The sequence below is a fragment of the Sulfitobacter sp. R18_1 genome (assembly GCF_017743915.1).
Taxonomy (GTDB): Bacteria; Pseudomonadota; Alphaproteobacteria; order Rhodobacterales; family Rhodobacteraceae; genus Sulfitobacter; species Sulfitobacter faviae.
The window spans coordinates 186362-209906 of record NZ_JAGHRG010000010.1 but is presented as its reverse complement, the minus strand read 5'-3'; the positions used below and the strand labels follow the sequence as shown (position 1 = coordinate 209906).

Genomic DNA, 23545 nt, shown 5'->3' with positions numbered 1-23545 from the left:
CTTGCGCTAAAAAGCGATCAGTCGTTGGACCAGCCGGAAACCGCTTTGATCTCGCAGAAGTCCTCGATCCCCCAAACGCCGCCTTCGCGCCCGTTGCCCGAGCGTTTCATGCCACCGAAGGGCGCGCCTGCGCCACGGCTTTCGCCGTTCATCTCAACCATGCCCGAACGCAGCTTGGTCGCCAGACGGTTGCGGCGGGTGCCATCGCTGGATTGAACATAGTTGGTCAGGCCATAGACCGTGTCATTGGCCATCTCGACGGCTTGATCCTCGCTCTCGAACTTCATGATCGACAAGACGGGGCCAAAGATCTCTTCGCGGGCGATGGTCATATCGGGCGTCACATCGGCGAAAACGGTGGGTTTGACATAGAACCCCCGGTTCAGATGCTCGGGCCGACCGGTGCCACCGGCCACCAGACGCGCGCCTTCGTCGATGCCTTTCTGGATCAGGTCTTGGATCTTGCCCCATTGCGCTTCGTTCACGACCGGGCCGATGTGGCGGCCCTCTTCGCTGGCGGGGCCGACTTCGACCTTGTTGGCCACTTCGGCTGCCGTCTCGACCGCTTGGTCATAGACGCTGGCCTCGACCATCATCCGGCTGGGGGCGTTACAGCTTTGGCCGGTGTTGTTCATCATATGCAGCACACCGCGTTTGACGGCCTTGTCATCGGCATCGGCGAAGACAAGGTTCGCGCCCTTGCCGCCAAGCTCCAGATGGACCTTCTTCAGCGTATCCGCCGCGTTCTTGGAAATCGCGATGCCGGCGCGGGTGGAGCCGGTGAAACTCACCATATCCACATCCTCATGGCCAGTCAGGGCGGTGCCCACGGTCGCGCCGTCGCCGTTCACAAGGTTGAAGACACCGGCGGGGAAGCCTGCCTCATCCATCATCTCGGCAAAGATCACCGCGCTCAGCGGGCTTTCCTCAGACGGTTTCAGCACCATGGTGCAGCCCGCGGCGACAGCGGCACCGACTTTCAGCATCACTTGGTTCATCGGCCAGTTCCACGGCGTGATCATCGCCACGACGCCAACCGCCTCGTGAATGATCCGGTCGTTCGGCGCGTGATCCCCCAAGGGCTTTTCGAATTTGAAATCTTTCGCCGCTTTGATGAAGTTCTTCAGGTGGCTGTAACCCGCCCCCCATTGGGAGCTGCGCGCCATCTCGATAGGTGCGCCCATCTCGGTACTGATCGCTTGGGCCATGTCCTCGGTCCGGGATTTATAGACCTCGGCCAGTTTCTCCATCAGCGCGATGCGCTCTTCGGGGGCGGTGGCCATCCACGCGGGCAGGGCGGCCTTGGCCGCGGCTACGGCAGCGTCCACATCCTTCGGCCCGCCGAGCGAGATCACGGTGCAGGGTTCTTCGGTCGACGGGTTGATGACCTTATGTTCACTGCCCTCAAGCGGGGCGACCCATTTGCCGTCGATATAGAAATCACGTTTTTCGATCATGCTCTGTCTCCGTTATTGGCCGGGCGGGCGATGTTCTTGCCGCCTAGAAGTGTCCGGGAATCGCCGGCTCCCGATATGCCTAGGACAATTTTACGGGGCGGAAAAGTTCAGAGGTGGCTTTTGATCAAAAAGACGGGCGCGGCGGCCCGAACCCCGTGGGCGGGCAGGGCGCGCGCTCAGCCCTGCGCCGGGAAGCTGATTTCGACACAAAGCCCGTCTTGGCCTTCGACTTTCAACGTCGCTTCGTGCTGGAAGGTCAGTGTGCGGATCATGCGCCAGCCCAGCGAATCCGACCTCTCGGGCCGTTTGGCGTCATCGGGCAGGCCGACGCCATCGTCATAGACCTTGAGCGTCAGCCCTTCGTCATCCTCTTGCGTGACTTCGATGGTGATCACCCCTTTGTCGCGCCCCTTGAAGGCGTGTTTATAGGCGTTGGTGATCAACTCTCCCACGATCAGCCCGATATCGACCGCCAGTTTGTTGTCCATCTTGAGGCTGGGGCAAATTAGCTTGATCGCGATGCTCTGACGATCTCCGGTAAAGGCGCGTTCGGCGTTTTTCGCGACTTCATCCAGCATATCCGCGAGGTCGAGGTCGGTGCTATCGGTCGAGCGCTGCATCAGCTCATGCGCTTTGGAAAGCGAGCCGACGCGGGTTTCCAACTCTCCCAGAACTTGGCGGGTCTCATCCTCTTTGGCTTGGGTCTTGCTCATCCGGATCAGCGCCACGATCAGGGCAAGGTTGTTGCCCGTTCGGTGGTGGAGTTCCTGCATCAAGAGATCGCGGTCGGCGATGCCTTCGCTGAGTTCGCGGTTCTGTTCGGTCAAAGCCGCGGTCGGGTCTTTGGCGTTATAGGCCTCCAAAGCCGCCATGGCATCGGCCTTGATCTGTTCGACGGCGGATTGCGGTTCGGGCAGCAGGAATTCCGCATGAATCCGCGTGCCTTCTTGCCCGGTGTCCACATCAAAACGCGCCGCGATGCGTTGCACGCCCCGCAGGCCCAGCCCCATGCCTGTCTCTGACACAATGGCGCGGTTGGGGTCGAGCTTGTCCTCTTCGATCCCACGGCCCTGATCGATCACCGTCAGCCCAAGCGCGGGCTTGCCGTTGACATCGGTCAACGAAAAGCGCGCGCGGCCCTTCTGCCCATGCTCGATGGCATTGCGGCCCAGTTCCACGGCGGCGGTGACGGTGCGCGTCCGCTCGAATGAGGTAAAGCGCATGGCTTCGGTCAGGGTCAGGGCGATCTGGCGCAGGGCCGCGATATCACCGCCCTTTTCAAGGTTCACCGAGGTGAGATTGGTTGCTTTCATCAGTCCGCGTCCCGTGCAATGCGTATGACCACGATGGAGGCGTCGTCACGCCCGCGAAATGCCCGGTCGAGCAGGTAGCCAGCGATCAAAAGCGGAGTTTTCCACAATAGACCTTGAGGAAGGTAGCTGTCGCGCAGGGTTTTCAAGCCGTCGCTGTGCAGGATCATCAGATCCCCCGGCTGAAGGTCAAAGCTTTCTTCATAGCCCCGCGTGGCGCGGGCGCCGATCCGCCCGTCGCGCACCGGCAGGCGTTTGACCTCACCGTCGCGGACCCGCAGCGTGGCGATATTGCCCAAAGCGGCATAGCGCAGCACCATCTGCGGCTGCGCGATATGCACAAGCGCTGCCACCGCGCCGCGTTTGCCGATCAATTGCTCGGTCACCTCATGCATCACCGCGCCCGGCTCGCTGTTGAAACTGCGGGTGGCTTTGACGGCGTCAGTCACCTCCAGCGATGCGGCTGCGGCCTCGGGGCCGTGGCCCAGACCGTCGCAGAGCAGGATATCGGTGGCTTTGGGCGTCTTGCGCAGCAGGTAATCGTCGCCGCATTCCGTTTCGTTCGGGTGACAGACCCGCAGGCCCACGGCCTCGACCCCATGGGTCGGGCAGGGGGTGCTGTTTTTGACAAAGGTGCAAACGATGGTGGTGCCCACCTCCGGCCCGCTAAAGATGTCGAAATCATTCGACAGGCGGCGGATCGCGCCAAGCCCCAGCCCGGCAGAGCCGCCGCTGCTCATACCGTCTTGGAACATGTGATCCATATCGCTGATACCGGGGCCGCGGTCGGTGAAAATCATCACGATCCTGTCGCCCTTGCCCTCTGGCGGGGCGGTGATCAGGGCGCGGCCTTTCTCGGCGTAGCGCAGAATGTTGGTGGTGGCCTCAGTGGCGACAATGGCCAATTCATCGGTCCGGTGTTTGGGCCAGCCGTGTTCCGCCGCCAGACGGCGGGCGGCGCGGCGCACCACGGCGATGGCGCTTTGGTCCTGCACTTCGACCCATTGTATCATAGGTTCACACTCATCAACACGCTGGTGCCCCCGCCAACGGCGGTGCGAATTTCAAACTTCTGGGCCAACCGCTGCGCGCCGCCCAAGCCCCGGCCAAGCCCGCCGCCCGAGGTATAGCCGTCCGTCAGGGCCAGTGCCACGTCCTCGATCCCCGGTCCCTTGTCCCAGCAGACCACGCTCAGCCGCTTGGCCTTCGGGTCGACATAGATGGAAAATTCGCCACCGCCAGCGTGAACGATCGCATTGCGGGCAATTTCACTGACGGCGGTGGCAAAGCGTGTGACATTCAGCGCCGAGGCGCCGTGTTCTTTCATGTAGCGCGCCACGGCTTGGCGGACCGTTACCGCGTCGCCGCTGGTCTTCAACTTGAACTGAGAGAGAAGAACCTGCGCCCCAAGGTCCTTTTCATCAAACGCGGCGTAGCTGGGCAAGGGCATGGGTCAGGCTTAACGCGGTGCGAATTTCCGGCAGGTACATGCCAAGCTCGACCAGCGTGACGGCGACCGTGGGGCGCATGCCGACGACATAGGTATCCGCCGCCAGCAACCGCGAGATCCCGGCCAATTGCGCGATCACGCGGCCGACGAAAGTGTCCACAATCTCAAGCGCTGAGATATCGAGGATCACCCCGTCGATGCGGTTCTCGGATATTTTGTTCGACAACCGGTCTTGAAGCTCCAAAATCTCCGTGTCCGTGATGTCATCCTGTATCGAAACGAGGAGCGCATGTTCGACCAGATTAATCGACGTGACACCGGCCACCTTATTGGCCCTCGGTCTTCTTGATCACATAGCCGACGGTCATCAGCGCATCCGACAGGGCGGTGCGGATGCTGGACCGGGTAGAGACGGTGCCCACGTCGATGCCAAGCTGTACCATGGTCTGGGCGATCATCGGGCTGATGCCGCTGATGATACATTCGGCCCCCATCAGGCGCACGGCGGCGGCGGCGCGCAGCAGGTGTTGCGCCACCTGCGTATCGACGGTGCCGACGCCTGTGATGTCCATGATGACCACTTCGGCCTGACGCTCCAGAATGGTTTGCAGCAGGTTCTCCATCACCTCTTGGGCGCGGGCGGAATCAAGCGTGCCGATCAGCGGCAGGGTCAAAACACGGTCCCAAAGTTCGACGACCGGCGTTGAGAGCTCCAACATCTCTTGGCGCTGGCGGTCTATGATTTGCTCACGCTCGAGAATGAAAATCTCATTCGTGTAGATGGCAAAGGCATCGACCAGACGGGTGACCAGCATCACGTCGCGGATCAGCATCCCGTGGTCGCTGTCTTGCATCGCTTCGAGCCGTTTGAACAGCGGCGCCTTCAGCGCCAGCACGAAGGTCGCCATCTCTGTCGGGGTCACGCCGCGGTTGACCCGCTCGCGGCTGACATCGGTCAGCACGGCGCGCAGATCGTCCCATTGGGTATCGTCAAAGTCGAAATCCTCACCGGTGACGCCATCGCGCACACCTTTGGAGAAGGCTTTGAGCAATTCGCTATTCTGCTTCCGGCTTTCCGCATCAGAGAACAGGTCAGAACGTTTCACGCCCTCTTTGACCTGCGTTCCCAGCCACTCTTCGATGATGCCTTTGAAATCGGTGTCGAGAACAGTCAGAATATTGGCCGTAGCAGATTGCGGCATCTTAAACCCCAGTATTAATTTCACCCCCTCATAGGCCAATCGTGGGGGTGAGTGTCAATAGGATGCAGGGATTTTGATCGGCGACAAAGCGCCGTTTTACATAATGAAACGCTGTGTAAGTCGCTGTTTTGTGATAGGTTTTGCGGCGAACCTGCGCGGATCGCTTGCAAAAAGGGCAACATCGGCGATGTGACCGGATGCTGCCCTTCTTGTTGCCCGCCGCGGGCTGCCGCGACGTTATTCTGCCGCTTCGCCGGGATGGCGCGGCACCAGCGCGCGCACCAGATCGCGCATATGCAGCACGCCAACCTGTTTGCCCGCCCGCATGACGCGGTAGTTGTTGGTGGTGTCCCCGCCGGAGACCGCGATGATGCTTTCCAGCGTGTCGTCGAAATCAACCTCACCGGCCACATCCGTGGGCGGCACATCGGTCTTTTCCATGACCGAACGCACGCGCAGCACGCGGGCACGGTTAATGTCGCTGACGAAGGCCTCGATATAGGGATCGTTGGGGTTCAGCAGGATATGCTGCGGCTCGCCCTGTTGGACGATGAACCCGTCTTTGAGGATCACCAGATGGTCCGCCAGTTTCAGCGCCTCGTCCAGATCATGGGTGATGAAGATCACCGTTTTATGCAGTTCTTCCTGCAATTCGATCAGCAGGTCCTGCATGTCGGTGCGGATCAACGGGTCGAGCGCGGAAAACGCCTCATCCATCAGCATCACGTCGGAGTTCGAGGTCAGCGCCCGGGCGATGCCCACACGTTGCTGCATCCCGCCGGAAAGCTGCGCGGGATATTGCTCTCCCTGACCTTCCAGCCCGACGCGGTTCAGCCATTTGGTGGCCTCATCCGCGTATTTGCTGCGGCTTTTGCCTTCGATCTCCCAGCTTAGCCCGGTGTTTTCCAGCACCGTGCGGTGGGGCAGCAGGGCGAACTTCTGGAACACCATCGACATGTCGTGCTTGCGCAACTGGCGCAGGCGACGCTCGTTATAGTCGAGGATGTTCTCGCCATTCACGATGACCTCGCCCGCCGTGGGGTCGATCAGCCGGTTGAGGTGGCGGATCAGCGTCGATTTGCCCGAGCCCGACAGCCCCATGATCACCGTGGTCTTGCCTGCGGGCATGTCCACGTTGATGTCATTGAGGCCCAGCACATGGCCGGTTTCGGCCTGAAGCTCGGCCTTGGACATGCCGCCGCGGACTTTCTCAAGCGCCATTTTGGGGTCGTCGCCGAAGATCTTATAGAGGTTGCGGACGGAAATCTTGATGTCGTCTGTCATGTCTGGCCTCACTTCTGCGCCGCGTTGATCCGCGCAAGCGCGGCTTTGGTGACCCGGTCGAGGATGATCGCAAGCAGCACGATCCCCAGACCCGACAGGAGGCCCACGCCCAACTCAAGGCTGCGAATGCCGCGCAGCACCAGCACGCCCAGACCGGGGGCCGAAACCAGCGAGGCGATAACGACCATGGCGAGGCTCATCATGATGGTCTGGTTCACACCGGCCATGATGTTGGGCAAGGCCAGCGGGATCTGCACCTTATAGAGCTTTTGGCGGTTGGTCATGCCAAAGGCGTCGGCGGCCTCGATCACGTCCTTATCGACCAGACGGATGCCAAGGTCAGTCAGGCGCACCACCGGGACGATGGCATAGAGGATGATCGCGATGCCGTAGAGCTTGGGCTCGGTCACCGAAAAGAGGAAGATCAGCGGAATCAGGTAGACGAAGGGCGGCAGGGTTTGCAGCATGTCCAAGACCGGGATCATCGAGCGTTGTACCCTGTCACTGCGCGACATAGCGATGCCGATGGGCACGCCCAAAAGCACGCAGATGAAGGCGCAGACAAAGATGATCGCCAGCGTCTGCATGGTGTGTTCGTAAAAGTCGATGAAGGCGAGGAAGCCAAAGACCAGCGCGACCAGACCCACGAGCTTGAGCGAACGGCCCACGGCATAGGTGATTGCCATCAAAAGCGGGATCATCATGAACCACGGCACCGATTGCATGAGCCAAAGCGCGTTCTCCAGCGCCCAGCTCAGCGGTTGGGTGAGGGGGTCGACAACAACTTTGAGACTGTCCTTGATGGCAAGGAAGCCTTGCTCCAGCCCTTGGGTCAGGTCGCGCGATTGTGGGATGGCTTCGCAGCTGTCGTGCAGCGCATCCAAAGAGGGGAAGGGCATGTCCCAAAGCGTGGTGTCGGTATCACCGCCCGCTTGGCCCATGAGGTCGGCCATGGAGCTGAGCCCGCCGCCTTGATCGTCGCCGCACCAGTCCCGCAGACCGAGCGTGTCAAAGAGATTGTCGTAGGTTGCCATCTGTCGCTTTCCCGGTCTGCATCAGACCGTTTGCTTTGGGGAAGGGGGCCGGTGCGCCGCGCAGGCCGCGCGGCGTCGGCTGCCCCATGCAGTGGCGGCAATCCAAACCTATGTCCTTACAAAGGAACTGCGCATCGGGCCAAAGGGGCCAAGGCGCAGTCGGTATGAAAAGACGTAAGTCTAGCCGCCGGTCATCGAAACGAACGGGCGGGAAACCCTGATGAGTTCCCCGCCCGTCGTTTCGGTCAGTCTGTCTTACTGCTCAAGCAGCTTGGACAGGTTGCCACGGGCGTCATCGCTTAGCCATTCGGCCCAGACGTCCTTGTTGTTTTGCAGGAAATACACCGCCGCTTCCTCGTTGGAGGCGTTGTTTTCACCCTGCCATGCCAGCAGCTTGCTCATCTCGTCGGTCTTGAAGGTCACGTTGCCGATGAACTCCGCGATCTCGGGGTTCTCGTCGTGGAAATCCTTGGTCATGACGGTCAGCACCGGCGCGGTCGGGAAGGCCGAAGGCTTGGGGTCCGGCGTGTCGGCGTTCTGGTTGGCGTTATGCGCGGCTTCGTCATATTCGCCCAGATCGACGCTGGTCATGTCGTATTTGCCCAGCGGGGTGGTCGGCGCCCAGTAGTAGCCGAACCAAGGCTCTTGGCTCTCGTAGGCCGAGGCCATCGAGGTCACCATCGTCTCACCCGAGCCGTGGTTGAAGACTTCGATGCCGTTGCCTTCGAGGTCATAGGCCCGCGCGAGGTTGTCGCTCACCACGCGGCAGCCCCAGCCATCGGGGCAGTTGTTGAACATGCCGCCGACCAGTTCGGGGTTTTCCAAGATGCCTTCGATGGTCTTCAGCTCGGGGTGCTCATCGGCCAGATAGGTGGGGATCCACCAGCCTTCGACGCCACCGGGATCGAGCACGGAAGTCAACTCAACAATCTTGCCGTCCGCTTTCAGCTTTTTGTAAGCGTCACCGGCAGAGTTCGGCCACAGTTCGGGCACGATGTCCGGCTCGTTGTTCTCGGACAGGGAGGTCACGGCGGGGGTGGTGTCCGAAGGCACCACGGTCACGTCGCAGGAATAGCCCTGCGTCAGCAGGAATTCGGTGACGGCGGTGACGATCTGCGCCGAAGCCCAGTTCATTTCCGCGATCGAGACTTCGCCACAGTCCTGTGCGGCGGCGGCCATCGGGGTTGCAACGGCAAAGGCCGTGCCAAGCAAATAGCGTTTCATAGTGATATCTCCTCTATTGTATCCGCAGTGTCGCGCAGCCGCGCACCGCTGATCTTTGCCCCTTTCCATCAAGAAGGAGCCGGTCGCGCGTCAGGCGCGGCAGCTTTCGATGGGCGGGTTTGCTGGAGATATGAAAACAAATCATGCGCCCCTGTGCAACACGATTGCCGGACGCAAGACGCAAGAACGGGCACCGCGCCGGGCCTGACGCGATGCCGCTATATGTGGCGTTCCCATGCAGAACGCTATATTTTTAAGGGTCGGCACGGCCCCTCACGCGGGGCACGGGCCAGAGCATTCAGCGGCGGGAAAAACTTTCCATGTCGCGGATGTGCTGGGGGATGTCTTTGCGGTTCAGGCCGATATCCTGAAGCAGGCGGTCGTCCATTGCGTTCAGCGTCGACAGCGTGCGGTTACGCTCCCAGCGACGTGCGGTGTCGCGCAGCGCACGGCGCAGCATGGCAACAAGGGCCAGCCCCTCGGCATTGGCGACTTGACCGATGCTGCCGTTAAAGGCGGTTCCGGGCATCCCGGCGATCTGGTTGGTGTTTTTCAGCAGGCGGAAATGCATGGCATGCTCCATATCAGAAAGGTCGTAAAAGGAAGGATCCGCAAAAGACGACGGTCAGTGCCAAAAGGCCGGGCCGGGTCGGTTGTGTGGGTCTCATCCCGAGTGTGATCCGGAAAGTCAGTTGGAACCCCGATGGTCTAAACAGGCGGATCGGCCTGTCCGACCGGGGTTACCGGCGGTTCAGCAGCGTGCCCGGTTTGCGCGGGCGCCTCTTATGAACAGCATACATCAACATGCCGCGCATTTGGTCCACCCGAGCGGGCTTTGCAATAGGGCGAAATAGGGGTGCGGCACCCTGCCGCATGTGCGAGGCGCAGAGCCCACTATGGCTGAGGTTTCCGCCCGCCCGGCGCGGTGTCGTTTGTGGCATCTGAAATGTCGTTTTGAGAGTCGGATTTGGGGCATTTTGGCGCGGCGGATCGAACGGAAAGGGGCGGTTGTTTGGGTGGCCTTCGCGGCTGGCTTTCGCATTTTTCCGCGGTCTATCTCGGCGCGAGGTGAGGGGCGGGGAGTTCACCATGACTCGTCCGTAACGCGCGCGGCTTTCGCCCCCGCGGGCGCCTATTGCCGCGAGGAATCGATTCGGCGGGAATAAGGCGGGTCGCCCGTGGTTTCGTCACCAGTTCCCCAGGTTTGCGGGCGATTGGTTCCAGCCGGTGAACAAGCAATCGAAAAGAATGACGAAAACAAGGCGGCGCAGATGCGGCTGATTTGCGGCGGCATTGTCGCGCAATGCGAAACAGTCTTGACCGAGGGATCGATGCAGTCGTCCCGTGCCGGCGTTAATTCACCCTAATTCTATGGCGATTCGGGATCCCGGCAGGGGGTGCGCCGGAAACAATCGCGCCCAAAAGGCGCGCTAAACCACCTGAATTGCGGCAAAACTTCATTTGGTTCCGGCAATTTTCAAACATTTTTTGCTTTGTCCATTCGTATAGGAGGGCTATTCCTATAGATGCCCAACTGGGGGGCATAGAAGTCTGTAGGTCACGGGGGCGGCCGCATTAAGCGCATCAGGGATGCGGGAAATGTGGGTACACCGCGAGTTTGCGACCGTAAACACAACATACCGAAGCACATCGCGCCTCGGCTGTGGGCCATGTTCCGGCTCTTCCCCTTCGTTGCGCAGGATGCGTGCCGCTCGATCTGGATTTCTGCCAACGGGGCGCGTGTGAACGGAGGGAGAGACGAGATGATACACAAGCGACAGGCCCTGCCACTGGCCTTCTGCGGGGCAAGAAATGCCCGGTTCGACCGCTCTGCCGTTCGGCGCTCCATTCACCAGATTGAAACAGCATCCACTTCCAAGACGGCCGCGTTGCGCGCCGCGTGCAACACCGCTCAGGAGATTTCACAATGATTAGAACACTTGATTTCAATGCGTTCAGCGCAGGCACCATCATTGACGACGAATATGCGGATCTGGGCGTTACGGTTTCGGCCAGCGGCGGCTCCGGCGATGCGATGGTCTTTGACAGCAGCAACCCCACGGGCGGCGACGGCGATCTGGCCTCCGACACACTTGAGGGGCTGTTGATCGTCTCGGAAGACGGCGACCAGAGCGACCCGGACGATAACGCCGGCGGCGGCAGCCTGTTTTTTGACTTCGATGACATGGTGCGCATGAAGGGCGTGACCTTCAAAGACATCGAAGAGACCGGCGGGGAAGGCACCCGTGTCATCTTTTACGATGACAATGGCGATGTGATCCAAAACCACTATGTGCAGCCCACCGGCGATGGCGGTGAGCGTTTTGTGCAGTTCAACATCGATGGCGTGTCGCGTTTCGAAGTGCGTTTCGAAGGCTCGGGCGCGATCGACAATCTGGTTTTCGACGATGGCCAACCGCAGGGCGGCGGCAACGATGCGCCCGTGGCCGAAGACGATGTGCTTGAGATCGACGAAGACACCTCTGGCACCGTCGACGTGCTGGGCAATGACAGCGACAGCGATGGCGACACGCTGACCGTCACCATGGCAACCTGCCCGGCAGGCCCGGTCGTCATCAACGACGATGGCACACTGACCTTCACGCCGGACGCGGATTTCAATGGCGACACCACGATCACCTATACCGTGGATGACGGCAATGGCGGCACCGACACCGGTACCGTGAATGTCACCGTGAACCCGGTGAACGACGCCCCCGTCGCCAATGACGACACCGCGGGCACCACCGGCACCGATCCGGTCGTAATCCCGGTTCTGGACAATGACACCGATGTGGACGGCGACACCCTGAGCGTGACAGATGCGTCGAGCGATGATGGCACCGTGACCATCAATGACGATGGCACCATCACCTTTGTCGCCAATGACGATTTCACCGGTGACGCGACGATCACCTATACCGTGGCAGACCCCGACGGGCTGACCGACGAAGGCTCGGTAACCGTGACGGTGGATGACGGCGGCACACCGCCCCCGCCGCCGCCGACAGACCGTGACGGCTATGTCGATGGCACGGATGGCGACGACCTGATCGACACTGCCTATACCGGCGACCCCGATGGCGACATGATCGACAATGACGACGCGATCCTGCCCGATGCGGAAGGCGACGACGACTATGTTCGCGCGGGTGACGGCGACGACACCATTCTGGCAGGCGACGGCGATGATATCGTCGAGGCGGGCGCAGGCTCCGACGTGGTCGAGGGCGGTGAGGGTGACGACATGATCACCACCGGCAACGATGACCTCGCCCCCGATCTGGGCTACCCGGAAAGCGACAGCGACGATCTGGGCTTTGACCCCGACGCCGACCCCGAGAATGACCGCGACTCCGTCGATGGCGGGGCGGGCAATGACACGATCAGCACCGGCGATGACCGCGACACCATCACCGGCGGCACCGGCGATGACGTGATTAACGCAGGCATCGACGACGATATCGTCGACGGCGGTGACGGCGACGACCGGATCGTCGGCGGCGAGGGCAACGACAGCCTGCTCGGCGGCGCTGGCAACGACACGATCTATGCGGGCAACGACCCCGATCTGGGCCTCGATGTGCTCGACATCCCCGACGAAGAGGATGCGTCCAACCCCTTCACCCCCGACCGCAACCCGAACAACGGGATGGACACCGTCGACGGCGGCGCGGGCAATGACGTGATCTATGGCGCCGACGATGCGGACATGCTGCGCGGCGGCTCGGGCGATGACTATATCGACGGCCAGATCGACGATGACGTCATCTCGGGCAACACCGGCGACGACACGCTGCTGGGCGGTCAGGGCGACGACAGCCTCTCGGGCGGTCAGGGCAATGACGAGCTTGACGGCGGCACCGGCGACGACACCCTGCGCGGCAACCGGGACGACGACCTGCTGGTCGGCGGTGAAGGCGATGACCTGCTCGACGGTGGCGGTGAGAATGACACGCTGATGGGCGGCGAAGGCGACGACGAACTGCAAGGCGGTCGGGGCGACGATCTGCTCGACGGTGGCGCGGGCGTCGACGTGATGACCGGCGGTGCCGATCAGGACAGCTTCGTCAACGTCAACGCAGGCGATGATGTCGACGGTGGCAGCGCGGGCGTGGATTACGACACGCTCGACCTGCGCGGCTCTGCCCCCGAGGGTGGCCGTCTAGAGATCACCTATACCTCCGACGATCGCGAAGACGGTTTCGTTGACTACTTCAACCAAGACGGCAGCGATGCCGGGCGTTTGAACTTCGTCGAGATCGAGAATGTGATCCCCTGTTTCACCCCGGGGACCAAGATCGCTACACCGCGCGGTGAGGTGCCGGTAGAGGCGCTTCAGGTCGGTGACCGGGTCATCACCCGCGACAACGGCATCCAGACGATCCGCTGGGTCGGCGCGCGTGAGATGACCGGGGCCGAGTTCGAAATGGCCGCGCATCTCAAGCCGGTGTTGATCCGCAAGGGCGCGCTTGGCAACGACCTGCCTGAGCGTGACATGATGGTCAGCCCCAACCACCGCGTCTTGGTCGCCAACGAAAAGACCGCGCTCTACTTCGAAGAGCGTGAGGTGCTCGTCGCGGCGAAACATCTGACCGGGATGGAAGGCATCGACGTGGTCGAGGTTTCGGGCACCAGCTACATCCATGTGATGTTCGACCGTCACGAGGTGATCCTCTCCGACGGGACATGGACCGAGAGCTTCCAGCCCGGTGACATGTCGCTGGCCGGTATCGGCGAAGAGCAGCGTCAGGAAATCTTTGAACTGTTCCCCGAACTGGCGACAAAGGACGGGATCGAAGGCTACACCGCCGCGCGCCGTTCGCTGAAAAAGCACGAGGCCAGCCTGCTGGTGAAGTAATCCGGCAAAAGCCGAGCGTGACAAAGTTTGAAAACGGGGCGGGCGACCGCCCCGTTTTTTCATGCGCGGGCTATTCCTGCTCTGCGCGCCACGCCGCCCAGTCCTCGGGCGTGTCGAGGTCGCGGCGCGCGCGCTGGCCGGGCAGGGGCACAAGCTGCATCCGGTCTGCGGCAGCGCGCACAACCGCGCGGCCCCCGTCATCGCCGCGCAGCTGTTTCAACTGATCGAAAAGCGCGGCGGCAAAGACGATGGGGTGCCCGGGCTTGCCGTCCTCTGTGGTCGCGCGCCAGATCAGGGTCTCGCCCGTCAGGTCCACCGCAGCCGCGAGGCAGGCAAGATCGCGGGCCTCAAGCGCGGGCATATCCGCCAGCAGCACCATGGCGGCGGGCGTGTCCAACGGCAGGGCGGCAAAAGCGCTGCGCAGGCTGGCGCCCATGCCCTCTGCGGCCTCGGGGATGGGGAGCGGCGTGATGTCCAACCCGCTAAGCGCCGTGTAGCGCGGGTGCGGCGCGGGCGGCAGGGCGACGGTGACGGGGCCAATGTCCTGTGCCAGCCGTGCCTGACGGCGCAACAAGGGCTCACCGACGATATCTTCCATCAATTTGTCACGCCCCCGCATCCGAGTTGAGGCACCGGCGGCGAGGAGGATCACGGGCAAAGGGGCTATCGTCATGCCGCCCAACCTACCGGGCACGGGGGGCGAGGATAAGGGCTTTCTTGCCCCCGCGCCGTGGGGCGGCGTTTCGCGCCGGGCCAGAGTGCAAATTCCGCTAAACCGCCGTTGGCAGGGCGCTTTTTCGTGCTACCCTTTCCCCATGAATATCAAGGACCTGATCCCGTACACGCTGTTTCGCAAAGCCCGCGAATATTCTCGCAAACTTTGGGTGCGGGTGGTCTTCATGGGGCTGCTGGCCTTTGTCGCCCTCGGGCTGACCCAGCTTTTTGAGCCCTTGGTGCCCAAGGAAGTCGCCACGAGGTTGACCGGCGAAGCAGCGGACCGTCTGTTGCAGATCATCGCCGATGCGATGCTGGCGGTCACGATCTTTTCGATCACGATCATGGTCACGGTCTACCGGGCCTCCTCGGCGCAATTCACGCCACGGGCGCATCGTCTGATCATTCAGGACCGCACCACGCAGAACACGCTGGCCGTCTTTATCGGCGCCTATGTCTATGCGCTGGTGGCGATCATCATGCGCGAGTTGGGCATCTATATCGACGAACGCTCTTTCGTGCTGTTCCTGACCACGGTACTGGTGCTGGCGATCATCGTGATCTTCCTGATCCGCTGGGTGCTGCATCTGCAAAGCTTCGGCAGCCTGATCGACACCACCCGCCAGATCGAGACGGTGACCACTTCATTGTTCAAGGAGCGGCTGAAGACGCCCTGCATGGGCGGGCATCCCCTGACCGGCACGGTGCCCGAGGATGCGCGCCCGATCTTTGCCCCTGAGAGCGGCTATATCCAACATATCTACCCCGAGGCGCTGGACCAGCAGGCGCGGGACCATGGGGTGGCGATCTATCTGCCCCGGCGCATCGGTGATTTCGTCTTTGTCGGTGAGCCTCTGGTGATGGTCACCCGGCGGGGCAGCCCGCAGGACGCGGAACATGTTTGGGACAGTCTAGAGCAAAAGGTTTTGGAGACCGTGCAACTGGGCGATCTGCGCACCTTTGACCAAGACCCGCGTTTTGGCTTGCGGGTGCTGGGCGAGGTTGCCTCCAAGGCGCTGTCGCCGGGGATCAACGATGGCGGTACGGCGATCGATGTGATCACCCGCATCGGGCGCGTGCTGTCCTATTATTCGGATGAGGCCAAGCCGGGCGGCAAGGTCGCGCTGCCGAATCTGCATATCCCGCCGATCCCGGCGGATGCGCTGATCGAAGACGGATTTGGCGCACTGGCGCGCGATGGCGCCTCGGTCGTCGATGTGCAGATGGTCTTGCAAGAGGTGCTGACAGGGCTGATGCAGCACCCCGATCCCGGCCTCTCGGCCGCCGCCCGTGACGCGGCAGAAGATCATCTGCGCCGCGCCTTTGAAGAGGTGCCCTTCGGCCCCGACCGCGCCCGCATCTGGTCCGCCGCCTGCAAGGACGTGCAGGCCGCGGTGGACACCCCGGCCTGAGCCGGATCAGAGGGGGCGGATCTTGAGCTGGGTGATCCGGTTGCCGTCCCGCTCGATCACCTCAAAGCGGAAGTTGTGGAAGGAGAAGACCTGCCCCACGGTGGGGATCATCTGCGCCTCATGGATCACCAGCCCGGCCACGGTATTGGCCTCATCATCGGGCAGGGACCAATCGGTCGCGCGGTTGAGGTCGCGGATTGTCATCGCGCCTTCGACCATCAGATGCCCGTCGTCCGACTGTTTCAGCGGGTGATCCGCATCGGGGTCAAACTCATCCGTGATCTCGCCCACGATCTCTTCGAGGATGTCTTCGAGCGTGATCAGCCCTTGGAGCGAGCCATATTCGTCCACCACCAGCGCAAAATGCGTGCGACGGCGCAGGAACTGGCGCATCTGCTCGTCCAGGGTCGAGGTTTCGGGCACGAAATAGGGTTTCATCACCACATCGGCCACGTTGAACCCATTGAGCGCTGCGGCATCGCCGTTGGGGCCACCGATCAGCTTGTACATGGCGCGCAACAGGTCCTTGGCATGGATCACGCCGATGATGTTCTCCGGATCATCGCGAAAGACCGGCAGGCGGGTGTGGTTCGATTGCAGGCATTTCTCCATGATGTCGGTCGGGTCTGAATCCGCGTCGATCATCTCGATCCCCGAGCGGTGCAGCATGACCTCTTCGACCGCGCGTTCGCGCAGGTCGAGCGCGCCCAGAATACGGTCGCGGTCTTCTTTCTCGACGACGCCTTCGGAATGGCCCAGTTGCAGCGCCCCGGCGATTTCCTCGCGCACCGCCAGAATGTTGCTGTCGGGGTCGATCTGCACGCCGAAAAGCCGCAGCACCCCGCGCACGAAATAGCGCACCGCCGTCACCACGGGCGAGAAGACAAGCACCACGATGCTAATCGGGCGCGAGACCAGCGCCGCCGCCGTTTCCGCATTGGTGATGGCATAGGTCTTGGGCAGCACCTCGGCAAAGACAAGCACCAGAAGCGTCATCACCAGCGTTGCCAGCGCCACGCCGCTTTCACCGAAGAGCCGCGTAAACAGCGCCGTCGCCATGGAGGCGGCAAGGATGTTGACCAAGTTGTTGCCCAAAAGGACCGAGCCGATCAGACGCTCATTATCCTCGGTGATCTTGAGCGCGCGGATTGCGCCGCTTGCGCCCTTGTCGGCCTGCGCGCGCAGCTTGCCGCGCGAGGCGGCGGTCAGGGCGGTCTCGGAGCCTGAGAAGAAGCCCGAGAGGACGAGGAGAAACAGGATAATTCCGGTGCTGATCCAGAAAGCGGTGTCAAAAAGGGCGGGGCCCGTTTCCATGAGGTCTAAATCCATCCATTATGTGTTGCGAATGTTATGGGCGCAGGGGCTGCGTCATTCAAGGGTTGCAACGGGGCAGGGTGGTGCGATGCAGGCGAAAATCAACTGCGCGGAGCTTGGGGTTTTGGACGGGCCGTTGCTGCTTTTTTGCGGGCCCTATTCCAACCTTCAGGCGGTCGAGGCGCTGGCGGCTTTCGCCGCGGCGCGGGGCATCGACGGGGGGCAGATGATCTGCACCGGCGACATTGTTGCCTATTGCGGCGCGCCGCGCGAATGCGTGGCGGCAATCCGGGCGCTTGGCTGTACCGTGGTGGCGGGCAATTGCGAAGTGCAACTGGCCAGCGGGGCCGAAGATTGCGGCTGCGGCTTCGCGCCGGGCAGCAGTTGCGACATGCTGTCGGGCGCTTGGTATGCCCATGCGGCAAGTCGGTTGGACGCGGGCGCGAAAGACTGGATGGGCCGCCTGCCGGATGTGGCGGTGTTCCGCCATCAGGGCCAGCGCTATGGCGTGATCCACGGCGGGGTGCGCGATGTGGCGCGGTTCATCTGGTCCGAGAGTGCGGCGGCGGTGTTCGAAGAAGAATGGCAGGCGCTGGAAGACATCGCAGGCCCCGTCGATCACATCATCGCGGGCCACTCCGGTCTGCCCTTCATCCGCGAGACAGCGCGCGGGCGTTGGATCAACGCAGGCGTGATCGGCATACCGCCCCATGACGGCGGCCAGCAGACGCGGGTGGCGCTGCTCGACGGGGGTGAGGTGGGCTTTCACCGGCTGAGTTACGATGTGGCCGGGGCCGTGGCCGATATGGCCAAGGCGGGCTTGCCGCGCGCCTATGCAGAGGCGCTACAAAGCGGTTACTGGCCTTCGGAAGACGTGTTGCCGCCGGGATTGCGGGTGCCGTCCTTGGCGAGGGGGTGACGCTCCAGCACGAGGTCCGAGAGGCGCTCTTCCAAGACATGGGTGTAGATCTCGGTCGTGGCGACATCGGCGTGGCCCAGCATGGTCTGGATCGCCCGCAGATCGGCACCATTGGCCAGCAGATGCGTGGCAAAGGCATGGCGCAGGGTGTGAGGCGTGACTTTCTCGGGCGGCACGCCGCCGGTGACGGCGAATTCCTTGATCAGCAGATAGAAGCGATGCCGCGTCAGATGGCCCATCGCCCCGCGCGAGGGGAAGAGATGCCGCGCAGGCGGTTTGCCCTTGGCTTGGGCCGCCTCATCCGCCTTGTCGCGCACCACGAGCCATGCCGCCAGCGCGTCGCGCGCGGGTTCTGACAGGGGCACCAGCCGCTCGCGGCCCCCTTTACCTGCGATCAGCAGCAGACGCGGATCGCCCCGCGCGGCGCTGACCGGCAGGCTGACCAATTCACTGACCCGCATGCCGGTGGCATAGAGCAGTTCCATCAAGCAGGTGTTGCGCAGCTGATCGGCCAGCGCCCGGCCAGAGTTGCGCGCGGCATCGAGCAGCCGGTCGACCTCTTCCTCGGACAGGATCTTGGGCAAGCGTTTGTCCTGCCCCGGTCCGGCGATCTGCACCGCCGGGTTGTCTTCGCGCAGCCCTTCCTCAAAGGCGAAACGGTAAAGCTGTTTGATCGCCGAGAGCCGCCGCGCGCGGGTGGATTTGGCCAGCCCCTGCGCGTCGCAATAGACAAGGTAATCTTCGACCTCGCCGCGGCTGGCGGTGAGGAAATCATGGTTGCGCTGCGCCAGAAAGGAATCGAAATCCTTCAGGTCGCGGCCATAGGCCAGCTGCGTGTTGGTGGCGGCACCCTGTTCGGCGGCGGCGGCCTCCAGAAAGCTGGAGATCCAATGGAAGGTCGGGGTCTGGGACATCATCATTGCTGGAGCAATACAATCTGCAAGGCGGCACGTCGGGCGGTGTCTTCCAATCCGAGGGCGCGTAGGGTGGCTAGGGCGTCGCGGAGCGACGATGTGTCACCACTCGCCCCGTCATGCAAGAGCGACAATAGGCGCAAAATCGCCATGCCCAATTCCTTGTCCCGCGCCAGCGCCATCAGGTCGGCGCGGGGGCTGGGGTTGGCGAAAGCGTCATGCACCGCGGCGGCCAATGGCGCATCGGGCGCGGGGCCGTTGGGCGCGTCGCCCACGGCCACGGCGCGCAGCAATTCGTCCTCGGGGGACTTGCCGATCACCCGTGCCGCGGCGGCCTCATACTCAGGCGACAGCAACGCCACATCCCGCGCCAGACGCGCGGCATGGCCCGCCAGCGGAATGGTCGAGAGCGGTTCGGCAAAGAGCGCGGCAAAGGCCACTTCGAGAGAGGCTTCGCGCATCGCCTCCCAAGCGGGCGGCAGGGTCTTGGCCACCGCCTCGGCGCTGCCGGTGCGCAGGGCCGTCTCAAACCGTTGCAGCGCCGCAACCCGGTCCCAGACCCCGCCAGAGGCGGCGGGCTGACGATCAGTATAAAGCCCCAGCAGCAGGTTGTCGGGCAGGGCGCCCGCGCGGGTCAGCCGCTCGGCGGCCTCAAGCTGGGCCTTCCATCCGGCGATGTCGCGCAGATCGGCCACCGCATAGGCACGCGGCAGGATGTTTGAGGGCAAGGGCTCGCCAATGGTCTCAAACAGGCGGAAGGTCATCGGGTCCATCTGGCGCGGCACGCGCAGCGGTTCGGCCCCTTCGTAGAAATCCGGGTTCAGGAAACGGTCAAAGAGTTCGAGCTGCGCCTCGGGCAGCAGGCCGAGCGCTTGGGCCGAGCCAAAGGTCAGGGCTGCGTTCTCCCAATTGCCAGCGCGGGCGTTGCAGAAAATCCGGGTGCCATAGTCGCGGGTCAGATGCGGGGATTTCACCAACCGCTCGCAGACGCGATGCTCGGTCCCGGTGAGCAGGGAAAGCTGCATCCACAGGTCGAAATGCGCGGTCGAGGTGGTCACCCCGGCCTGTTCGATCAGCGACAGCGCGGGGTCGAGGGCGCCAAGCTCCATCAGCTTTTCGCCCCGCGCCAGCGCCAAAAGATCGCCGTTGCGCGCCTCGCCCTGCGGGGCCTGCGCCTCGGCCAGAAGCACGGTGTAGAGCAGCGCCTGCGCGGCGGGCAGATGCAGGTCCGGCAAATCGCGGATGCGGTCGATCAGGGCGGTTGTGTCGCTGCCCAGCCAGATGTCCCCGCGCAGCCCGGTGACAGAGCCGGGCACCAGCCCGATCCGGCGCGGTGCGCCATCGCCCAAGGGCGTGACCTGCACGGGCGGCGGCAGGGCGCTGTCGGCCACGGGCGGTTCCGGCACCCGGCCCGGATTGGGCGGGCGTTTGGGCCGGTTTTCGGGCGGCGATTGCGCGCCCAGCCAGTCGATCACCGACAGCGGCTGATCATTGGCCGCGGGGGTCTGTTCTTGCTGCTGCGCCGCCTGACGCGATTCGCGGCCCAGATTGCGGTCTTCCTCGGATTCAGCCAGCAGGGCCGTGGCGCTGACCGAGCAGATCAATGCAGCGCTGACGGCCCATTTGCGTTTGGACAGGGCGTTTGCCACGCCGCTCAATCCGCTGTCAGCGTGACAGGCTGGCGCGTCTCAATCTGTTCGGGCGAAAAATCCACGCCAAAGAAAGGCCCGACATAGGCATAGCCCACAAGACCGATGAAGCCGACAATCAATAGAAATATCAAAAGCTTAAAAAGTTTACCCATGATTTATGCCTGCCCGGAATTCTGCTATTTTGCCAAACTATATATGGCCTTTTCGGCAAGATCACGTCATTCAGAGAAAAATGAGCGGAATTAAGCACAGCATGACCAATGGCGAAGAAACGCCGCCCCGCTACCGTCTGAACAAGACGGTGGCGCTGGTTGGCATGATGGGCGCGGGCAAGACGGCGGTGGGGCGTGCGGTCTCGGCCAAACTGGGCGCGCCTTTTCTGGACAGCGATGCGGAGATCGAAGCGGCGGCCAATCTCAGCGTGCCTGAGATTTTCACCCGCGACGGAGAGCCGTTCTTTCGCAAGCGCGAGACCGAGGTGATCGCGCGGCTTTTGGCCGAGGAACGTTGCATCCTGTCGACTGGCGGTGGTGCGTTTTTGGCCGAGGTGAACCGCGACAATATCGCAGCTTACGGTGTGGCGCTTTGGCTCGATGCGGATTTGGAGCTGCTGTGGAACCGGGTGCGCTACAAGGACAGCCGTCCGCTGCTGCGCACGGCTGATCCCAAGGCCACGCTGGCCGCGCTTTATCGCGACCGGGTGCCGCTTTACCGGCTGGCGGATCTTTCGGTGCGCTGCGATCCGCGTCTGTCGATTGACGCCATGGCCAACCGGGTGATCGACAAGCTGCTGACAAGGCCCGATGTTTTGGAGAGATTGGATGCGTGAGACGGTTTCCGTCGCCCTGCCGGGGCGGGAGTATGACGTGGTTATCGGGCCCGGCTTGCTGGGGGATGCAGGCGCGCTGATCGCGCCGCTGCTGCGCCGCAAGCGGGTGGCCGTCATCACCGAAAGCCGCGTCGCCGCATTGCATTTAGAAGCGCTGCGGGAGGGATTGGCCGCCAAGGGCATCGCGATGTCTGCGCTGGAACTCGCCCCCGGAGAGGGGACCAAGGATTGGGCCAATCTTCAGCGCTGCGTGGACTGGCTGCTTGATGAGCAGGTGGAGCGCGGCGATATCGTTGTGGCCTTTGGCGGTGGGGTGATCGGTGATCTGGTGGGCTTTGCTGCCGCCGTGCTGCGGCGCGGGGTGCGTTTTGTGCAGATCCCCACCTCTCTTTTGGCGCAGGTCGACAGTTCGGTCGGCGGTAAGACCGGGATCAACGCGCGCCAAGGCAAGAACCTGATCGGGGCCTTCCACCAGCCCAGCCTCGTGCTGGCGGATACCGAGGTGTTGGGCACCATGCCCAATCGGGATTTCCTCGCCGGTTATGGCGAGGTGGTAAAGTACGGGCTGCTTGGCGATGCGGCGTTCTTTGATTGGCTGGAGGCGCAGGGCCCGGCCCTTGCGGCGGGCGATATGGCCGCCCGGATCGAAGCGGTGCGGCGGTCGGTTCAGATGAAAGCCGATATTGTGGAGCGCGACGAGACAGAGCAGGGCGACCGTGCGCTTTTGAACCTTGGCCATACATTCGGCCATGCGCTTGAGGCGGCGACGGGCTATTCCGACCGGCTGCTGCATGGCGAAGGGGTGGCGATTGGCTGTGCGCTGGCCTTTGAGCTTTCCGCGCGGCTGGGGCTTTGCCCGCAGGAAGACCCGAGCCGTCTGCGCGCCCATTTGGTGCAGATGGGCATGAAGACCGACCTGCGCGACATTCCCGGCGATCTGCCCGAAGCCGAAGAACTGCTGCGGCTGATGGGGCAGGACAAAAAGGTCGTCGATGGCCGATTGCGCTTTGTTCTGGCGCGGGGCATCGGGCAGGCCTTTGCGGGGGCCGAGGTGGAGAACGAGCAGGTGCTGGCGCTGTTGCGGGATGCGCTCGGCTGAAGCCCCACGGCTACGGCTTCGCGTAAAGGGCCATCGCCTGCAGTTAAAATTCGGGCTAGGTAATTTTCGGATCAGTTGGCCTGAGACGTGTCTCTGCGCGAGGCTGCTGTTTAGCCGAGGGCCATCGCCTGCCCGCGGGTCGGCGATCCAACCTCGCTTCGTGCCACTTTATGCCTCAACCGTGATGTGCGCTCGCAAAGTCGCGGCTAACCTCACCAAATCGCCTACCCGGTGGGGCGGGCAGGCGATGGCCCGGCGCCTTCGGCTTGATTCCGGGCTGGGTGGTAATCTTGAGCCGTCGCTCAAGGCGGGCAGGGCGCTCCAGCGCCCCACCCAATAGTCTAAATCAAAACGGGATCTCATCATCGAGGTCACGGCTGCCGCCGCCGCCACCGCCGCCCGAAGAGGACGGGCCGCTGTCATAGCCGCCGCCGTAGTCGTTGCCGCCACCGCCGTAGCCGCCACCGCCGCCACCACCGTAGCCGCCGCCACCGCCGCCGCCGCCGGAGCCGCCGCCGGGACCGTCGAGCATGGTCAGCGTGCCGCCGAAGCCTTGCAACACGACTTCGGTGCTATAGCGGTCTGCGCCCGATTGGTCCTGCCATTTGCGGGTTTGCAACTGGCCCTCGATATACACTTTGGAGCCCTTCTTGAGGTATTGCTCGGCCACGCGGACGAGCCCCTCTTGAAAGATCGCCACCGAATGCCATTCGGTCTTCTCGCGGCGCTCACCGGTGTTGCGGTCTTTCCATGTCTCCGAGGTGGCGATGCGCAGGTTGCACACTTTGCCGCCGTTCTGGAACGACCGCACCTCGGGGTCGCGCCCGAGGTTGCCGATAAGGATCACTTTGTTCACTGAGCCGGCCATCT

The 23545-nt window shown here is 62.8% G+C and carries 21 protein-coding genes; 5 read left to right on the top strand and 16 right to left on the bottom strand.

The window, feature by feature from the left end:
- Positions 1-17 precede the first annotated feature (17 nt).
- From J7392_RS19000 to J7392_RS18955, 10 genes are all read right to left on the bottom strand, one after another.
- Positions 18-1457 (bottom strand): aldehyde dehydrogenase family protein, encoded by a 1440-nt coding sequence (locus tag J7392_RS19000; RefSeq protein WP_209218920.1) that lies wholly within the window; start codon positions 1455-1457, stop codon positions 18-20.
- A 176-nt stretch (positions 1458-1633) separates the two neighbouring features.
- Positions 1634-2770 carry an ATP-binding protein gene (locus tag J7392_RS18995; protein ID WP_209218919.1) on the bottom strand — a complete coding sequence of 379 codons (1137 nt, stop codon included), beginning with the start codon at positions 2768-2770 and terminating at the stop codon, positions 1634-1636.
- Positions 2770-3780: a SpoIIE family protein phosphatase gene (locus J7392_RS18990; RefSeq protein WP_209218918.1), complete on the bottom strand. Its 1011-nt coding sequence runs from the start codon at positions 3778-3780 to the stop codon at positions 2770-2772. Before J7392_RS18990 ends, J7392_RS18995 begins: the two co-directional genes overlap by 1 nt.
- Positions 3777-4217 (bottom strand): ATP-binding protein, encoded by a 441-nt coding sequence (locus J7392_RS18985; protein ID WP_209218917.1) that lies wholly within the window; start codon positions 4215-4217, stop codon positions 3777-3779. The genes J7392_RS18990 and J7392_RS18985 overlap by 4 nt, the downstream gene beginning before the upstream one ends.
- Positions 4189-4542, bottom strand: a complete 354-nt coding sequence (locus J7392_RS18980) for an STAS domain-containing protein (RefSeq protein ID WP_067627401.1) — start codon at positions 4540-4542, stop codon at positions 4189-4191. Before J7392_RS18980 ends, J7392_RS18985 begins: the two co-directional genes overlap by 29 nt.
- A gap of 1 nt (position 4543) precedes the next feature.
- Positions 4544-5419 (bottom strand): STAS domain-containing protein, encoded by an 876-nt coding sequence (locus J7392_RS18975; RefSeq protein WP_209218916.1) that lies wholly within the window; start codon positions 5417-5419, stop codon positions 4544-4546.
- Positions 5420-5656: 237 nt separating this feature from the next.
- Positions 5657-6703, bottom strand: coding sequence for an ATP-binding cassette domain-containing protein (locus J7392_RS18970; protein WP_209218915.1), 1047 nt, complete (start codon positions 6701-6703; stop codon positions 5657-5659).
- 8 nt (positions 6704-6711) lie between these two features.
- Positions 6712-7737 (bottom strand): ABC transporter permease subunit, encoded by a 1026-nt coding sequence (locus tag J7392_RS18965; protein ID WP_209218914.1) that lies wholly within the window; start codon positions 7735-7737, stop codon positions 6712-6714.
- A gap of 255 nt (positions 7738-7992) precedes the next feature.
- A complete protein-coding gene (locus J7392_RS18960) occupies positions 7993-8961 on the bottom strand; it encodes an ABC transporter substrate-binding protein (protein WP_209218913.1) in 969 nt (322 codons plus the stop codon).
- Positions 8962-9259: 298 nt separating this feature from the next.
- Entirely contained in the window at positions 9260-9532 is a 273-nt protein-coding gene (locus J7392_RS18955) for a DUF1127 domain-containing protein (protein ID WP_169306066.1), read from the bottom strand.
- A 1356-nt stretch (positions 9533-10888) separates the two neighbouring features.
- On the opposite strand from J7392_RS18955, the gene J7392_RS18950 reads away from it, so the two are divergent.
- Positions 10889-13822, top strand: a complete 2934-nt coding sequence (locus J7392_RS18950; protein WP_209218912.1) for a Hint domain-containing protein — start codon at positions 10889-10891, stop codon at positions 13820-13822.
- Positions 13823-13892: 70 nt separating this feature from the next.
- On the opposite strand, the gene J7392_RS18945 is transcribed toward J7392_RS18950, so the two are convergent.
- Positions 13893-14495 (bottom strand): nucleotidyltransferase family protein, encoded by a 603-nt coding sequence (locus J7392_RS18945; protein WP_209218911.1) that lies wholly within the window; start codon positions 14493-14495, stop codon positions 13893-13895.
- Between J7392_RS18945 and J7392_RS18940 the strand changes: the two genes are divergently transcribed.
- Positions 14494-15948, top strand: a complete 1455-nt coding sequence (locus J7392_RS18940; RefSeq protein WP_348540712.1) for a DUF2254 domain-containing protein — start codon at positions 14494-14496, stop codon at positions 15946-15948. The genes J7392_RS18945 and J7392_RS18940 overlap by 2 nt on opposite strands.
- Positions 15949-15954: 6 nt before the next feature.
- On the opposite strand, the gene J7392_RS18935 is transcribed toward J7392_RS18940, so the two are convergent.
- Positions 15955-17262 (bottom strand): HlyC/CorC family transporter, encoded by a 1308-nt coding sequence (locus tag J7392_RS18935; RefSeq protein ID WP_209218910.1) that lies wholly within the window; start codon positions 17260-17262, stop codon positions 15955-15957.
- An 88-nt stretch (positions 17263-17350) separates the two neighbouring features.
- On the opposite strand from J7392_RS18935, the gene J7392_RS18930 reads away from it, so the two are divergent.
- Entirely contained in the window at positions 17351-18181 is an 831-nt protein-coding gene (locus tag J7392_RS18930; RefSeq protein ID WP_247744653.1) for a metallophosphoesterase family protein, read from the top strand.
- Here J7392_RS18930 and J7392_RS18925 read toward each other — a convergent pair.
- The 3 genes from J7392_RS18925 to J7392_RS18915 are packed head-to-tail and all read right to left on the bottom strand — an operon-like array spanning position 18118 to position 20899.
- A complete protein-coding gene (locus J7392_RS18925) occupies positions 18118-19095 on the bottom strand; it encodes a tyrosine recombinase (RefSeq protein WP_209218909.1) in 978 nt (325 codons plus the stop codon). The two genes, J7392_RS18930 and J7392_RS18925, sit on opposite strands and share 64 nt — an antisense overlap.
- A gap of 2 nt (positions 19096-19097) precedes the next feature.
- Positions 19098-20744, bottom strand: a complete 1647-nt coding sequence (locus tag J7392_RS18920; RefSeq protein WP_348540711.1) for a hypothetical protein — start codon at positions 20742-20744, stop codon at positions 19098-19100.
- A gap of 5 nt (positions 20745-20749) precedes the next feature.
- The gene (locus tag J7392_RS18915) at positions 20750-20899 is read right to left on the bottom strand and encodes a hypothetical protein (RefSeq protein WP_007120408.1); all 150 of its coding nucleotides are present in this window, start codon (positions 20897-20899) and stop codon (positions 20750-20752) included.
- Between the two features lie 80 nt (positions 20900-20979).
- On the opposite strand from J7392_RS18915, the gene J7392_RS18910 reads away from it, so the two are divergent.
- Both J7392_RS18910 and aroB read left to right on the top strand, forming a co-directional pair.
- The gene (locus J7392_RS18910) at positions 20980-21576 is read left to right on the top strand and encodes a shikimate kinase (RefSeq protein WP_247744652.1); all 597 of its coding nucleotides are present in this window, start codon (positions 20980-20982) and stop codon (positions 21574-21576) included.
- Positions 21569-22675: a 3-dehydroquinate synthase gene (gene aroB, locus J7392_RS18905; RefSeq protein WP_209218907.1), complete on the top strand. Its 1107-nt coding sequence runs from the start codon at positions 21569-21571 to the stop codon at positions 22673-22675. Before J7392_RS18910 ends, aroB begins: the two co-directional genes overlap by 8 nt.
- A gap of 346 nt (positions 22676-23021) precedes the next feature.
- Here the strand turns inward: aroB and J7392_RS18900 are convergent, their stop codons facing one another.
- Complete coding sequence (locus J7392_RS18900; protein ID WP_067261546.1) at positions 23022-23543, bottom strand: single-stranded DNA-binding protein; 522 nt, start codon at positions 23541-23543, stop codon at positions 23022-23024.
- Positions 23544-23545 lie beyond the last annotated feature (2 nt).